This is a genomic window from Shewanella indica (assembly GCF_033842865.1).
In the GTDB taxonomy this organism is placed as follows: domain Bacteria; phylum Pseudomonadota; class Gammaproteobacteria; order Enterobacterales; family Shewanellaceae; genus Shewanella; species Shewanella indica.
On record NZ_JAWXXR010000001.1, the window covers coordinates 1,037,705 to 1,054,566 of the forward strand.

Consider the following 16,862-nt stretch of genomic DNA (forward strand, 5'->3'; position numbering starts at 1 on the left):
AACATGCCAAAAAGCCCGCATTGACAGCGGGCTTTTACAAGCGTTTTTAGCCATTTCCCGGCTCAGTTACCGGCTATCTTCATCTCATCGAGCAATATTGCCCCGGTACGGATGCTGGAGCGCAGATCCCTGTCGCTGGAAACCGCCTGCATGGAGCGATACATCTGCTTCAGGTTACCGGCTATGGTGATCTCCTCGACCGGGAACTGGATTTCGCCATTCTCGACATAGAAGCCGGCGGCACCACGGGAATAGTCGCCGGTAACCATATTCACGCCCTGACCCATCACCTCAGTGACTATGAGCCCGCGGCTCATGGAACGCACCAATTCATCAAAACTGTGGCCGGTATCGGCCAGCGTCCAGTTATAGATGCCGCCGGCATGGCCGGTATTGACCAGTCCCAGCTTGCGCGCCGAGTAACTGGTCAGCAGATAACTCTCCAGTATGCCGTCACGGACTATGTCACGCTCACGGGTCGCAACCCCTTCGCTGTCATAGTTGGCACTGGCCAGAGCGCCTTTGAGATGCGGCTGCTCGGCAATGCTGAACCATTCGGGGAAAATCCGGGTGTGGATAGCATCCTGCAGGAAGCTGGACTTGCGATACAGGCTTGAGCCACTGATGGCGCTGACCAGATGTCCCACCAGACCTGTGGCCACTTCCGGCGCAAACAGCACGGGCAGTTTGCCGGTTGCCAGTTTGCGGGCACCGAGACGGGCAACCGTCTTATCGGCAGCCTTAACCCCCACCTGCTCCGGGCTCAACAAGGCGTCGAAGCAGCGGTTGATACCATAGTCATAGTCGCGCTGCATATCGCCGTTGTCTTCGGCGCCAATCACCACACAGCTGAGGCTGTAGCGCGAGCTGCAGTAACCCTGCAGGAAACCATGGCTGTTGCCATAGACCTTGACGCTGTTGTGGGCGTTGGCACTGGCACCATCGGAATTCTTGATCCTCGGGTCTCTGTCCAGCGCTGCGGTTTCGGCGCGAATGGCCAACTCGGCCAACTCTTCCGGGCTGGTGTGACGGGGATGATAGAGATCCAGATCGGGAAAATCTTTCGCCATCAACTCAGGATCGGCCAAACCGCTGGCAGGGTCTTCACTGGTATAGCGGGCGATACCATCGGCGGCCTTAACCGCTTGGCGAATCGCCTCCGGCGACAGATCCGAGGTAGAAGAGCTGCCCTTATGTCCATCGCGATACAGGGTGATCCCCAGCGCGCCATCCTTGTTGAATTCGACCGTTTCCACCTCCTTGAGGCGAGTGGAAACACTCAGGCCCTGTTGCTTGCTGATGGCCACCTCGGCAGCACTGGTGCCCAGGCTATTGGCATACTCCAGCGCCATTGCCACCGCGTCTTTCAACGCACTCAGTTCACTATCAATAAAATTTGCAGACACAGGTTTACTCTTGAATTGGCTAAACTGCCCCTAGCATAACAAAAGCCGGCTTTATTCACATAACCACGACAGATCAATTTTGCTGCCGTAGAAGACGAAGCGCCAAGGGGAATGCTACAATCAGCGCCAGTATCAGAGGAAAGACTTTATGAAAATAGTTGGCGATTCAGAGCATTTTAAACAGCCTTATGATGAGGACGAGGACTATATCAGCAAGACCTCGCTCAAACGCGACAGTGAAGAGGCTCAGGATCTGGGCAAGCAGCTGGCAGCGCTGAGCAAGAGTCAGTTGGCTAAAATTGAGATGGGTGAGTCCCTGTTTGATGCCATCATGCAAACCAAGAACATCAAGCCCAATACCGAGGCCTTCCGTCGTCAGTTGCAGTTTATCGGCAAGCTGATGCGCAACGAAGATCTTGAGGCGATTCAAACCTCACTTGAGCGGGTGCTGAACAAGAACAACGAAGCGGCCGCCAAGGCTCAGGTATTCGAGAAGTTGCGTGACCGTTTGCTCAATGGTGGTGATGCCGAAGTGCAGTCCCTGCTGGAAGAACACCCGCAACTGGACAGGCAAAAACTCAGGCAACTGGTGCGCCAGGCCAATAAGGAGCTGGCCAAGGGGCCTCAGTCCAAGTCCTCTGCCGAGTTGTTCAAGTATTTACGCGGCGAACTGGAAAACTAATCCCGTAATTCGCACTGTATAAAATCGCCGCTCTTGAGTTTAATGTTATGTATCTGCATTAATACTCATATAGTCAGCGCGGCGATATATTCTTCTGTTTAGGTGCCAGTTTATCACTGTGATACTCTGTCACCGAACAGTGAGTTGCCCCATCACCTACTCCCTATCCCATATTGGCTTAATCCACTTCTTCATGATGTGAATCAAGGCGTGATCACATGCAGCAAACCGCTTTGTAAGCTTGACCCTCTTCCAGTAAGAGTTTCACGAGGAGCTATTCGCATCCACCCAAACGCTTCAGCTAACATAGAAAAAACCCCACTAACAAAGTTAGTGGGGTTTTACGTCAGCTCCCGGGAACCGCTAAGCCTCTATAGCTATTGGCATTGAGTGCCATGAGCTGACTTAGGTTATTGCGATAATTGATACAATAACTTAAACCGCTGACTGGAAGATCACTTCACCGGCTTTCTTGGTGTAGGCCTCCAGTTGGTCGAAGTTCAGGTATCTGTAGGTATCGGCCGCTGTTGCGTCCAATTCCTTGGCATATTCCTGATACTCTTCAGGGCTTGGCAAACGTCCCAACAGCGCTGCAACGGCAGCCAGCTCGGCAGAGGCCAGGTACACATTGGCACCCGTACCCAGGCGGTTCGGGAAGTTACGGGTAGAAGTCGACACCACAGTCGCACCATCGGCAACCCGCGCCTGGTTACCCATACACAGAGAACAACCCGGGATCTCAATACGAGCACCGACGCGGCCGAAGATACCGTAGTAACCTTCTTCGGTCAGCTGGTCCTTATCCATCTTGGTTGGCGGAGCAATCCACAGACGAGTCGGCAGCGTCTTGGCGAACTTGTCCAGCATCTTACCCGTGGCGCGGAAGTGGCCTATGTTGGTCATACAGGAACCGACAAACACTTCATCAATCTGGGTGTTGGCGACCTGAGACAGCAACACGGCATCATCGGGATCGTTCGGTGCACACAGAATAGGCTCTTTGATCTCATTCAGATCGATCTCAATAACCGCTGAATACTCTGCATCCTTGTCGGCTTCCATCAGTTCAGGGTTAGCCAACCACTCTTCCATGCCCTTGATACGACGCTCTATGGTACGGCGGTCGCCGTAGCCTTCGGCAATCATCCACTTGAGCATGACTATGTTGGAGTTCAGGTACTCGATGATAGGATCTTTATCCAGCTTGATGGTACAACCGGCGGCAGAGCGCTCGGCAGAGGCATCAGACAGTTCGAATGCCTGCTCAACCTTGAGGTGCTCCAGACCTTCGATTTCGAGAATACGGCCGGAGAAGATATTCTTCTTGCCCTTCTTCTCAACGGTCAGCAGACCCATTTCGATGGCCTTGTGCGGAATCGCATGCACCAGATCACGCAGAGTGATACCAGGCTGCATCTTACCCTTGAAGCGCACCAGCACAGACTCAGGCATATCCAGTGGCATAACGCCGGTAGCGGCGGCAAAAGCCACCAGGCCGGAACCGGCTGGGAAAGAGATACCGATAGGGAAACGGGTGTGCGAGTCACCACCTGTACCTACGGTATCAGGCAGCAGCATGCGGTTCAGCCAGGAGTGAATAACACCGTCACCTGGACGCAGGGAAACACCGCCGCGGTTCATGATAAAGTCAGGCAGAGTGTGATGCGTATTCACGTCAACAGGCTTGGGATAAGCGGCAGTGTGACAGAAAGACTGCATGGTCAAATCTGCGCTGAAACCGAGACAGGCCAAGTCTTTCAGCTCGTCACGTGTCATAGGGCCGGTAGTGTCCTGAGAACCGACAGAAGTCATCTTGGGCTCACAGTATTGGCCGGGACGGATACCTTCTACGCCACAGGCCTTACCTACCATCTTCTGCGCCAGGGTGTAACCCTTGCCGGTATCGGCAACGTCACCTGGACGCACGAAGACATCGGAGGCTTCCAGACCCAAAACTTCACGGGCCTTGTCGGTCAGACCGCGGCCGATGATCAATGGAATACGGCCACCGGCACGCACTTCGTCCAGCAGCACATCAGTCTTGAGTTTGAATTCAGAGATCACTTCGTCGCTATCGTGACGGGTCACTTTGCCGGCATAAGGATAGATGTCGATAACATCGCCCATCTCCATGTTGCCCACATCCAACTCAATCGGCAGAGCACCGGCATCTTCCATGGTGTTGAAGAAGATAGGGGCTATCTTGCCACCGAGGCAGAAGCCACCGGCACGCTTGTTGGGCACGAATGGAATATCATCACCCATGAACCACAGCACAGAGTTGGTCGCCGACTTACGGGAAGAACCTGTACCAACCACGTCGCCCACATAAACCAGTGGGAAGCCCTTGGTCTTGAGTTCTTCAATCTTCTTGATTGGGCCTACTACGCCTGGCTGATCCGGCTCAATACCGTCGCGGGCGTTTTTCAGCATCGCCAAGGCGTGCAGTGGGATATCGGGACGTGACCAGGCATCAGGAGCCGGAGACAAGTCGTCGGTGTTGGTTTCGCCTGTAACCTTGAATACGGTCAGAGAGATTTTCTCGGCCAGCTTGGGACGGCTGAGGAACCACTCGGCATTGGCCCAGGACTCAACCACTTGCTTGGCATAGGCGTTACCCGCCTTCATCTTCTCAACCACATCGTGGAAGGCATCGAACATCAGCAGGGTGTGGGACAGAGCCTTGACCGCCAGCGGGGCCATCTGCTCGTTGTCCAATTGGCGGATCAGGGGTTCGATGTTGTAACCGCCCTGCATGGTACCCAAGAGTTCCAGCGCACGCTCGGCGCTCAGGATTGGCGATTTCACCTCACCCTTGGCAACGGCATCCAGGAAACCGGCCTTAACATAGGCGGCTTCGTCAACACCTGGGGGAATACGATTTTCGAGCAGGTTAAGAATAAATTCTTCTTCGCCTGCAGGTGGGTTTTTCACTAATTCAACAAGCTCAGCCACTTGATGTGCATCCAATGGCTTAGGGACTACGCCCTCAGCAGCACGCTCTTCGACGTGTTTACGATATGCTTCTAGCACGGCAACATTCCTCTTTGTTAGGCGCTCTTACGACTGCACGTCTTCATGAATGAAGCTGACAGCCCCACAGGATCGACCCGTAAATTCCGGCCTGCAGTATACTACAGCTTTGCAAAAGTATGAATGAGATCACACTAAGGCAACTGAGAAATCGTGGCAAAATCCCAAGGTCGGCAACACACTAAGCCCCTCATTAAACAAAGGAAATTAGACAATAGTTTGAAAAAATGATTTTTTCATTTAAATACAAATAATTAGATTGTAGTAATCGAATTGAATTCAAACGCCTTCAGCCAAGCATCTCCTAATCTCCCCTGCCGGGATAATTTTGCATCCCGGGGCCGCTTTTCGTTATCCTGCGTCCAAATCCGCGCCGTTTTTGAGACTTTTCCATGCAAGCACCCGCAATACAGGCCGTTATTTTTGATATGGATGGGATATTAATTGACTCAGAGCCCGTCTGGCAGCAAGCCGAGTATCAGGTTTTTCAGCAGTTGGGGATGGCGGTCAGCCGTGAAGCCATACAGCAAACCACAGGTCTGCGAATCGATCAGGTGGTGGACTTCTGGTTACAGCGCTTTCCCGAGGTCAAAGTAGAACCTCAATATATCGCCGATCAAATCATAGCTGCAGTCATCGCCTATATCCGCCGCGATGGCAAGCCCATGCGCGGTGTTGTCGATGCCCTAAGCGCCTGTCGCAGTCGAGGCCTGAAAGTGGGCCTGGCCACCTCTTCCTCCTGGGATATTATCGATGCCGTGCTTGACAAACTCGCCATCACAGAAGCCTTCGATGCAATACAATCGGCTCAGGATTTTCCGCTCGGTAAACCCCACCCAGAGGTGTATCTCTCCTGCGCCGCCAAACTGGCACTGCCACCAAGCCGCTGCCTGGCGGTGGAAGACTCTTTCAACGGCCTGATAGCCGCTCGCGCCGCCAATATGCAGACCTTGATAGTCCCGGCAGCCGAGCAGCGCCAGGATCCTCGCTGGGCCGCGGCCCATTATCAGCGTGATAGCCTGGAAGCCCTGCCGGCACTGCTTGATACCTTGTAAACCGCCAGATACAACAGAGCCAGGCATCTGCCTGGCTCTGTTTTCTGGATAATCCGTGTTACCAGATCTTCACTCTGTCCTCTTCCGACAGATACATCTTGTCAGTCGGCTTGAGGTCAAAGGCCTTGTAGAAACCTTCCACGTTGCGGGGAGTGCCCATGGCGCGGTAGTGGCTGGGTGAATGCGGGTCAGTCAGCAGACGACGTCCCAGCTCCTCGTCACGGTAGTTGCGGCGCCACACCTGTGACCAACCGACGAAGAAACGCTGATCGCCGGTCAGGCCGTCCATTACCGGCGCTTCTTTACCGTTGAGGCTCAGGTGATAAGAGCGCAGGGCAACGGTCAAGCCCCCCAGATCGCCTATGTTCTCACCCAATGTCAGGTCACCGTTGACGAACTTGCCAGGCAGAGCTTCAAACTGGCTGTACTGGGCAGACAGCTGCGCGCCGCGCTTCTGGAACTCTTCGCGGTCTTTGTCTGTCCACCAGTTGCGCAGGTTACCGTCGCCATCATACTTGGCGCCCTGATCATCAAAACCATGGCTGATCTCGTGGCCAATCACCGCGCCTATGCCACCATAGTTCACCGCGTCATCGGCTTCCATGTTGAAGAAAGGCGGCTGCAGAATGGCGGCCGGGAACACGATTTCGTTCATCACTGAGTTGTAGTAGGCGTTCACCGTTTGCGGTGTCATGTGCCACTCAGTGCGATCGATTGGCTTGCCCAGCTTAGCCAGCATGTCCTGATATTCGAAGCGGGCATAACGCTGGTAGTTACCCACCAGATCGTCGGCCTTGATCTCCAGATTGCTGTAGTCCTTCCACTTGTCCGGATAACCTATCTTGTAGGTAAACTTGGACAGTTTTTCCTGAGCCGCTTTCTTGGTCTCGGGTGTCATCCACTCCAGCTCATCGATGCTGACTTCAAAACCCTTGATCAAGTTCTTGATCATCGACTCCATCCGCGCCTTGGCCTCAGGTTGGAAGTGACGGGCAACATATTCTTTACCCACCAGCTCACCAATCACTTGGTCGGCGCCATCGACAGCTCGCTTCCAGCGTGGTTTTTGCTCCTGAATGCCCATCAAGGTTTTGCTGTGGAAATCAAAGTGCAGATCGACAAACTGCTGGCTCAGCAAGCCAGCGTAGGAGTCCACCAGATGGAATGCCAGGTAGTCTTGCCAGGCTGATACAGGGAACTTACCAAACTCGGCGCCCAGCTTCTCAAAGTAGGAAGGTTGACGCACTATCACGTCCTGAGTCTTGCCGCTGAGACCGGCCGCCTTGGCGAAACCGTCAAAGTCAAAGCCGCCCATCAACTGCTGCAGCTCTTTCAGGCTCATCTTGTTGTAGGCCTTGTTGGCATCACGGGACTCGACCCGGCTCCACTGGCTCTGGGCGATAAAGAGTTCAATGTTGGCGACATTGGCTGCGGCGGCATCGGCGTGCGGGTAACCGGCGGCGCTCATCAGATTGCGGACATACTCACGCATCGCTTCGCGGTTGGCGACAAACTTGGGATCGTCCTTGAGGTAGTAATCACGATCTGGCAGTGTCAGGCCGCTCTGGTACAGGTAAACCCCGTACTGGCTGGAATTCTTGGCATCGTTGTTGACGTAAAAACCAAAGGGGATGCCGGAGCCATCGGTCAACAGTTTGCCCATCAGCGCGGCAACATCGGCGTGACTGGCGGTTTTGGCGATATCGGCCAGTTGTCCCTTGAGCGGCGCAATCCCCAGTTGGTCAGTCAGAGTGGTATCCATATAGGCGGCATAGAAATCGCCTATCTTCTGCTCCACTGAACCTTCGGCCTTATTGGGCTTGGCGGCGGCTTCTTCGATAATCTGCTTCAGGGCCGCCTGGCTTTCTTCGTAAAGAACAGAGAAAGCACCATAGTTGGATTTGTCGGCTGGAATTGGCGTAGTGGCCAACCACTTACCGTTGACGCTGTAGTAGAAATCGTCCTGATGACGAACTTGATGGTCAAAGTTCTCCAGCTCAATGCCAGAGACTTTCTTGACTTCTGCTTGCGACTGCGGCGCTTGCTGGCTGGCACAGGAAGCCAGACCAAGGCTCAGGGCGATGCCCAATGCCAGGGTGCTTATTTTGCTCATTTTCTTCCCCGAATTTGTGATTGTTCAGATAGTTATATTGTTACAAAGATACCGGCTTTAAACCTTAGCACTCCCTGTGACCAGTCTGTAGTGGATTTTTGTAAATAACTATGAACACCACAGACCAGGTCAACAATAAGCCTTAGAAGTTTTTGCCGAGAAACAGGTAAACCGCCTTCTCACCGTTATCACTGAAACCAAAGCCGAGCGCCGCAGGGCCCAGTTGGGTCTCAGTCCCCAGATACAAGCTGCTGGAATAGATGAGATCGTTGAACATCACATGCTCATCCAGGCTCCAGACATTCCCCGCCTCCAAACTGGCTCCCAGGTAAAGCGGAAAGTCCTTCATCCCCAGCGCATCACGACCGAGATCGTACTGATAGATGAAGGCACCGAACACCTTCTGGGCGCCGGCGATAGAGTTCTTGTGGTAGCCGGAGAGATTAAGGAAACCGCCGAGGTCCGATACATAAAGAGTAAAATTGCCGTCTTTATCCACGTTTGCATAGGATGCCTTACCCACAAAAGAGTGGCTGCCAACACTGACAACCCCTTTCCAGTCGGCCTCTATCTGCAGCGAGCGTTCAGCATCCGTCTTGAATACCCCATCTTCATACTCCTCATTACGCAGGTAGATATTCAGAGTGATGCGGTTACCCGAGGTGGGGAAACTTATGCTGTCCAGGGTATCGTAGCCGAACTTCAAATAGGCGCCATAGGTGTTGAACTTGAGATCATCGAAGAACGCCTCGTTGGAGACCACTCCCGACTCACCTGTCAGCCCCAGCTCAATCCGGCCCTGCTTGACATAGTTGTACCCCAAACCCAGGTCAATTCTGTGACTCTTGCGATCCAGCTCGAAGTAAAGCTTGTTGGCATCAAACACATCCCAACCTTTGATCTCATACTGATATCGGGCGCGGGCATAGAACTGCTGATCTCTGTCCAGAGGCTGGTAAAATTCGGTACCGAGCAGCTTCTCGAAGCCCATCTTCACTTCATTGCGCCATTCACCACCGTTTTCGGTCAAGTCAGTCATAATCACGGCGCCATCCAGGGCCACCGCCGAGTCCAGTGAGAAATCGTCCTCCCAATTCAAGCCAAATTGGAAATAGTTGGGTCCCCAGGACTTGGCCTTGGTGGTTACGGTTAACACTCGGCCCTCATCAGTATCCTGAAACTCGGCACTGACACGTTCAAACTTATTCAGTGAGTATAACCGCGCAATACTCTCGTCCAGTTGCTGTTTGGTAACTCTGTCACCCAATTCGATACCCAGAGTATCACCCAGCAGTGAGTCGCTGACCTTGGACCTGTTATCGAAAACTATCCGGGTAACCGGGCGATCCAAGTTATCCAACCAATCACGACTGGCGTCGCGTTTTTGCCGGACATAAGCGCGGTATTCCTCAGGAGACACGGCCAACTGGCTCAATCTGTCGGTGTACCGTACGGCAGCTGTCACCCCGGCTTCCAGCGCCTTGGGCATATCGGCGAAATCTGTGGTGCTGAGGTTGTCGATAGCCGGGCGGATCAGGATATCGTCCTTGGTCAACAAGGCCTTTTGCCGCTCTGTGCTGGCGTTGGTCAGCATGGTAGACAACTGATCCAATACCGCTAAGGTGCCGTTAAGCTTCTCCCTTTTCACCAAAGGCGAGCCTATATCGACGGCGATAATGACATCGGCGCCCATGGCCTTGACCACATCCACCGGCATATTGTTGGCAATACCACCATCCACCAGCAACTTACCATCGATTTCAGCTGGTTGCAGCGCTCCCGGCACTGTGGCTGAGGCCTGCATCGCCTGCACCAGGCTGCCACTGCTGATCACTACCGGCAGACTGGTTTCCAAATCTGTCGCCACCGCCCGATAAGGAATGGAGAGTTCATTGAAACTGTTGAATTCACGCACCAGATCTGTGGTGTTACGATATAGTTGCGACATGGTTTGCCCTAGGAGGACGCCACTGGGCGACTGTACTTCACCATCTCGGATACCAAGGTTAAGCGGAATATTGTACTTATCTCTTTGTTGCTTATCACGGTAACTCATGGCCTGGCGTGGAATAGTGTCCGAGTACCCCTTGGACCAGTCCTCATTCATCATAATGGTTTCAATTTCTGTGGCGCTGTAACCAAGCGCATAGAGGCCACCGACATAGGCGCCTATGCTGGTACCGGCAACATAATCGACAGGAATATTGTTGGCCTCGAGCATCTTGAGTACCCCAACATGCGCAGCTCCCTTGGCACCGCCGCCACTGAGCACCAGGCCTACCTTAGGACGTTCGGCCGCCACCGCAGCCACACTCAACAGAGTGCCAATCAAAACCAGTAAGCGCAGAGAGGGTTTCATACCTAGCAAGAGTTCCAGAATTAGAGTCGGTATATTCTAACAAAGAATTTACAGTAAAGAGAAAGTTCCAATAGGGTATAAACAAAGATCATAAATCGCACATTTCGTAAAACCAGGATGCCAGTTCACCAGCAGGTACAGGCTTGGCAAAGTAGTAACCCTGAATGATATGACAGCCTCTGTGAGTGACCTGTTGCAGCTGTTCCCGGGTTTCCACCCCTTCGGCTACCACCTTGAGTTTGAGGTTACGGGCCAGCTCGACAATACTGCTGACAATCGCCTGATCGGCACTGTTGCCGGCAATATCTTTGAGGAAGGAGCGATCAATTTTCAGGGTATTCACTTCAAAGTGGCGCAAATAAGCCAGCGACGAGTAGCCGGTGCCAAAGTCATCAATGGCCACCTCTATGCCGTGGGCCCTCAGCTGTCTCAAATGCTGGCGGGCAAGCTGCAGCTCTTTCATCAACACCCCTTCGGTGATTTCCAGCGCCAAATACTGGGCCGGCATTCCGGTTTCTTCAAGGATATCGAGCACACCACTGATAAATTCCGGGTGACGGAAATGCACTGCGCTGACATTTACCGACAACTTGAACGGCTCCGCCGCACTCTTGCTCCAACGGGCACCATCCTCACAAGCTTGGCGCAGCACCCAACGGTCGATAGCAATTATCAAACCACAGGACTCAGCCACCTTGATGAAAATATCCGGCCGAACAAAACCTTCGCTCGGATGATGCCAACGCAGCAAAGCTTCCATACCGATAAACTTTTGCTGCTGTTTTACATCAAACTGGCCCTGGTAATAGAGCTCAAACTCGCCCTGCTCTATGGCGTGGCGTAAATCGGCTTCCAAACGTAGATGGTACAAAGCTTCTGCATTACGCTCACTGGAATAGTATTGGAAATTCCCCCTGCCCTCTTCCTTGGCGTGATACATGGCTTGATCGGCATTCTTGATCAGCATCTCTGGTTGCCTGGCATCGTCGGGCCAGATACTGATGCCGATACTGGTAGAAATAAAAAACTCCCGCCCATAGAGTTCAAACGGCTGAGCTATCTGCGCCAACAGGCGCTCACAGAGGCGATTGAGCTTATCTATCTCGGCATCCTGTACCAGGATCACAAACTCATCACCGCCAAACCTGCACAACACCTGCTCCGGCCCCATCACTGACTGCAGCCTATTGGCGGCCTCTATCAGCAGCGCATCTCCCATGCTGTGGCCGTAGGAGTCGTTGACATGCTTGAACCTGTCCAGATCCAAAAACAGCAAGGCCAGCTTATGTTGCTGATCTTTGGCCCCTTCAATTGCCTGTTGCAAACGGTTGGCAAACAGCGATCTGTTCGGCAAACCGGTCAGCACGTCATAGTTCGCCAGGCGGCGCAGATCCGCCTCGGTGCGTTTGCGCTCAGTGATATCGGAAAACACCACCACATAGTGTTGCACCCTATCCTTGCGATCCTGCATCAGGGAAATATTGAGCCACACAGGACAGCGCGACCCGGCCACACCCACAATTTCCAGCTCGCCGGTCCAGGAATCTATCCCTTGCAGTAAAGTGGCGACCTTATCTTTATGGAAGTTTTCACTGACCACCAACTCGCCGAAGTGCCGTCCCTGCAGACTCTGCCTATCCTGACCTACTATCGACTCTGCCGCCCTGTTGGCGACCTTGATGACCTCATCGGCATCCAGAATAAACACCCCTTCTGAGGTGTTTTCAAATGCCTGCGCCAGCAGCTCAACCTCCTCTTCCAGTTGCCGCTTGATGGTGATGTCGGAGTAAATCCCGGCAGCCTTGAGCACCTTGCCGGAAACCGGGTCATGGCTGACTGGCCTGCCGCGCACCCTGAGCCAGCCCCAACTGCCGTCTCGGAGTCGATAACGGTATTCGGACTCGAATCTATCGCTGTCACCTTCGACCATCTTGTTCCATTCATCCAGCGCAGCTGTCTGGTCATCTGGATGCACCGGCAACTTATCTATTCCGATAAGAATAAAGTCTTCACCACTGCCCAGCACGCCGCCGCGATTATCCAGATGAAATTGGCCGGTATCACGGCGCCACTCCCAGAGATCCGATTCACTGCCCCTGAGCGATTGCCTCAACCTATCATCACTCTGGCGCAGCGCTAGGTTCATGGTCATAAAACGTTGCACCTGACGCTGACGCAACAGCACGATACTGAAAATCGTTGCCAATATAATGATTAACAACAACCCCTTGAACCACTGACTCTGCCACCAGAACTGGTCAACGGTAAAGGGAAAACGGAAGGGCTCCGACTGCCAGATACCGTTGTTTTGACTGATCACTTCCAATTGGTAAGCGCCGGGAGTTAATCCGGAAAGATTAATTTGCGACTGATTTTCCAACAGTAAATAGTTAAGCTCATCTTCACCGGGACGTCGTAAACGGTACTTTAGGCTGATAGGAGCATCATCCAGATAATCCATACTGCTCAGTTGAAAACTCAGCATTCTGGCTCCGGGAGCTATCAGTTGTTCAGGCGTAGGTACCAGACTCAGCTCTGTTTTATTGTCATAATAAACCGCAATCGACTCGAGAATGGCGCCGTGCTTTGGAATACGATTAGCCATGCCGGCAACGTCCAGCAGTATCACCCCATCCGGCGTACCTACATAGAGGCCCTGCTGCGGCTGATAGAAGTATGCCCCTTCGTTGAGTTCCTCCCCCAACAAACCGTCATCATTATTGAATACCTTGATTTCACCACTACTCTTATCCTGACGGATCAGCACATAACTGCATCCCACAACTCGATAGTCGCCGCTATCCTGCAGAAAAAATACTGTGTTACAGTCCAATTGCCATTCTTGCGTCAAACGGCGAATCTTCATGGTCTGCAAGTCCAGCTCTATCAAGCCTCCCTGGCGGGTGGCCAACCAGAAACGATCCGGGCTCAATTCCAACCACTGGCTCACGGTCGGCATATGCGGCAAGTCATCAAATACCGACGCCAATGAACGAAAACCGCCACCCTGCTCCAAGTAACCGAAGGATTTATTGCCACCGATCCACAAGCGCTGTCGACTATCGCGATAGACTCCATAAATCGCAGGATTATTGCCGCTGGACTCTGTATCCGGCAAAGTTTTTTTCTCTATCTTGCCCTGAGTCTGATCCCACTCATACAAACCGCTGCTGGTCGCAAACCACCAGAGGTTGCCCTCATTCAAAGCCGTGATCACCGTCTTGTGACTCAGAGACTGTCCGCTGCCGTTCCAATCCCCCAAAGGCTGCCCTTCCAGGGTCTGCTTATTCATCACAAATAAGCCATTGGTAGTCGATAACAACAGGTGTTCTTGGTCCAAATTATCTATCTTGTAGATGCTGTCATTGACCTCCATCCCTTTGGGAAGCGTAGTTTGGCTCTGTTGGGTATTTCGATTGACGGCCAACAATCCCGAGTCGGTTCCCAGCCACAGCATCTCAGCGTCGGCCAGTATCGCCCACACCATGGAATCACTGAGCTTATAAGGCTCAGAAGCGCTGAAACTATCCAGAATAAATTCCGGTGAGTCGGCTACCACTGCCAATGAATGCCCAGTGCCGCCAACCCAGATTAAACCATTGCTGTCCACCTGCAGAGCATTGATATATTCAATACCGGCCTTGAGCTTCAACTGCTCTTTATACTGTTTTAATTTGCGGCTGCTCGGGGACCATTTCAGCAGCCCCTGCTTACTGGCAATCCACAGATTACCCTTGAGATCTTCAGTGATCACACTGGTGAAAAAAGGAATCTCGGCCACTGGCTCTATGCGGTTGCTTTCAAGGTTCACCCGATAGAAGCCTTTGCTGGCGGCCATCCAAATCTGTTTGTTACTGTCCAGAAATAAGGCATTGAGGCGACCATAACTACCCTGCCATGACAAGCGTTGTTTGACGCTGCCATTTTGTGACCTTAGCTCCACACCATAGGCGTTACCCAGCAGCAAGTTGCCGTTCTCAAGCTGCAAAATTTGACTCCATAGCAGGTCACTATCGTAGGGTAGGTCAAACAGTTTCTGCAGCTGCTGTAGATCCTGACTCAAGCGCCAAACCTGGCCTTTTTCGGTTAACAACATCCAGTCACCGGCCGCCGATTGCAAGCTCTTCATTAAACCGCCGCCCTGATACTCGGGAAACAGCTCATCACTGCCAAACTGACGGAAACGATTATCGGCTATATGGTAGAGATAGGCATGAGACAGTGTACTGACCAGCATCTGCTGTTGCCCAAGAGACTTGACCAGAGGCAGATACTCATCAGCCATCCGCGATTCCAGACCATCGCGGTCCAAACGGCGGATATTGGCGTTGCTGAGGCGATACAGTCCCTGTTCGGTGGAGAGCCAGATAAATCCCCGCTCATCAATGCTGATGTCGAGAATACTGGTGTTGATCAAACCATCCCTGGAAGAAAATACCCTTTTAACCAACTCATCGGCATCTGCCGATGCTGCCCCGAAAAAAAGGCTGAGCAGTATAGCAATAGCTACTGTTATTAGTTTTCTTATCATCGGTTGATGAATGACCTTGATGACCAGTCTTGAATGTACCAGCTAGACCACCGAATTTCATCTTGTAAACAACAGTTCGTTTACAAGGGTTGCACTTGATATAAAAAATCGGGCCCAGCTAACTGGGCCCGACTTCAATACTGCCAGGGACAAGTCCCCAATCAGCAGATTACTTTTTCTTTTTTGCCTTTGGGTTTGGCAGATCTGTGATTGAACCTTCGTAGATCTCGGCCGCCAGCCCTACAGACTCATGCAGAGTCGGGTGAGCATGAATGGTCAGCGCCAGATCCTCGGCATCACAACCCATCTCGATAGCCAGGCCGATTTCACCCAGCAACTCACCGCCGTTGACACCCACAATGGCACCACCGATCACTCTATGAGTCTCTTTATCGAAAATCAGCTTGGTCATACCTTCGCTGGCATCGGAAGCGATAGCACGGCCACTGGCTGCCCATGGGAAGGTCGCGGTTTCGTATGCTATGCCCTGCTCTTTGGCTTCTTTCTCGGTCAGACCAACCCAAGCCACTTCAGGATCTGTGTAAGCAATAGATGGGATAACCTTAGGATCGAAGAAGTGCTTCATACCGGCAATCACTTCTGCGGCCACATGGCCTTCATGCACACCTTTGTGAGCCAGCATTGGCTGACCAACGATATCGCCCACGGCGAAAATGTTGGCCACATTGGTACGCAGTTGCTTGTCGACATTGATAAAGCCACGCTCATCAATCTTGACCCCGGCCTTGTCAGCATCGATCAGCTTGCCATTTGGAGTACGGCCAATGGCCACCAGCACTGCGTCGTAACGCACTGGCTCGGCAGGTGCCGACTTACCTTCCATAGACACATAAATACCGTCTTCTTTGGCTTCAACTGCTGTTACCTTGGTTTCCAGCATCAGGTTGAATTTCTTCTTGATCTGCTTGGTAAAGACCTTAACCACGTCTTTATCAGCCGCAGGGATCACCTGGTCGAACATTTCAACCACATCGATTTCACTGCCCAGAGACGAGTAAACAGTACCCATTTCCAGACCTATGATACCGCCGCCCATCACCAGCATCTTGCCTGGGATCTCTTTCAGTTCCAGTGCATCGGTAGAGTCCCAGATACGTGGATCTTCATGCGGAATGAAAGGCAGCTGAATTGGGCGAGAGCCGGCAGCTATGATGGCGTTGTCAAAGTTAACCACTGTGGTTTCACCGTCGGCACCTTTCACTTCGAGGCTGTTGGGGCCAGTGAACTTACCGAAACCGTTAACCACCTTCACTTTACGCATCTTGGACATGCCGCCAAGACCATTGGTCAGTTGGCCGATCACTTTCTCTTTAAAGCCACGCAGCTTGTCGAGGTCTATCTTTGGCTCACCGAACACAACACCGTGATCCGATACCGCTTTGGCCTCTTCAATCACTTTGGCTACATGCAACAGGGCTTTGGAAGGAATACAACCCACATTCAGGCATACGCCACCCAGAGTGCTGAAACGCTCAACAATCACTGTCTCCAGGCCTAAATCTGCTGCACGAAAAGCCGCAGAATAGCCAGCAGGGCCAGCACCTAATACCACTACCTGAGTTTTGATTTCGTTACTCATTTTTTCCTCTGATTTCTTTCATTCCGTTGGGGACAGCCAGCCCAACCTGCGATGCGCCAGCTCGAAAGTGCTTGTCTCGTAAG

8 protein-coding genes are annotated in these 16,862 nt (G+C 52.6%); 2 read left to right on the top strand and 6 right to left on the bottom strand.

Annotation, left to right across the window (positions count from 1 at the left end):
* Nucleotides 1-62 precede the first annotated feature (62 nt).
* Nucleotides 63-1,406 carry a metalloprotease PmbA gene (pmbA, locus tag SIL79_RS04780; RefSeq protein ID WP_144361849.1) on the bottom strand — a complete coding sequence of 448 codons (1,344 nt, stop codon included), beginning with the start codon at nucleotides 1,404-1,406 and terminating at the stop codon, nucleotides 63-65.
* A 148-nt stretch (nucleotides 1,407-1,554) separates the two neighbouring features.
* Between pmbA and yjgA the strand changes: the two genes are divergently transcribed.
* Nucleotides 1,555-2,088: a ribosome biogenesis factor YjgA gene (gene yjgA, locus SIL79_RS04785; RefSeq protein ID WP_319619025.1), complete on the top strand. Its 534-nt coding sequence runs from the start codon at nucleotides 1,555-1,557 to the stop codon at nucleotides 2,086-2,088.
* Nucleotides 2,089-2,523: 435 nt separating this feature from the next.
* On the opposite strand, the gene acnB is transcribed toward yjgA, so the two are convergent.
* A complete protein-coding gene (gene acnB, locus SIL79_RS04790; protein WP_226685061.1) occupies nucleotides 2,524-5,121 on the bottom strand; it encodes a bifunctional aconitate hydratase 2/2-methylisocitrate dehydratase in 2,598 nt (865 codons plus the stop codon).
* 392 nt (nucleotides 5,122-5,513) lie between these two features.
* On the opposite strand from acnB, the gene hxpB reads away from it, so the two are divergent.
* Nucleotides 5,514-6,176 (top strand): hexitol phosphatase HxpB, encoded by a 663-nt coding sequence (gene hxpB, locus SIL79_RS04795; RefSeq protein ID WP_319619026.1) that lies wholly within the window; start codon nucleotides 5,514-5,516, stop codon nucleotides 6,174-6,176.
* A gap of 58 nt (nucleotides 6,177-6,234) precedes the next feature.
* Here hxpB and SIL79_RS04800 read toward each other — a convergent pair whose 3' ends face one another.
* The 4 genes from SIL79_RS04800 to lpdA all read right to left on the bottom strand — a co-directional run bounded on the left by SIL79_RS04800 (nucleotide 6,235) and on the right by lpdA (nucleotide 16,779).
* The gene (locus SIL79_RS04800; protein ID WP_319619027.1) at nucleotides 6,235-8,289 is read right to left on the bottom strand and encodes a M13 family metallopeptidase; all 2,055 of its coding nucleotides are present in this window, start codon (nucleotides 8,287-8,289) and stop codon (nucleotides 6,235-6,237) included.
* Nucleotides 8,290-8,431: 142 nt separating this feature from the next.
* Nucleotides 8,432-10,648, bottom strand: coding sequence for a patatin-like phospholipase family protein (locus SIL79_RS04805; protein WP_039033566.1), 2,217 nt, complete (start codon nucleotides 10,646-10,648; stop codon nucleotides 8,432-8,434).
* Nucleotides 10,649-10,736: 88 nt separating this feature from the next.
* Nucleotides 10,737-15,179 carry an EAL domain-containing protein gene (locus tag SIL79_RS04810; protein ID WP_319619028.1) on the bottom strand — a complete coding sequence of 1,481 codons (4,443 nt, stop codon included), beginning with the start codon at nucleotides 15,177-15,179 and terminating at the stop codon, nucleotides 10,737-10,739.
* A 169-nt stretch (nucleotides 15,180-15,348) separates the two neighbouring features.
* Entirely contained in the window at nucleotides 15,349-16,779 is a 1,431-nt protein-coding gene (gene lpdA / locus SIL79_RS04815; RefSeq protein ID WP_071476775.1) for a dihydrolipoyl dehydrogenase, read from the bottom strand.
* Nucleotides 16,780-16,862: the final 83 nt, after the last annotated feature.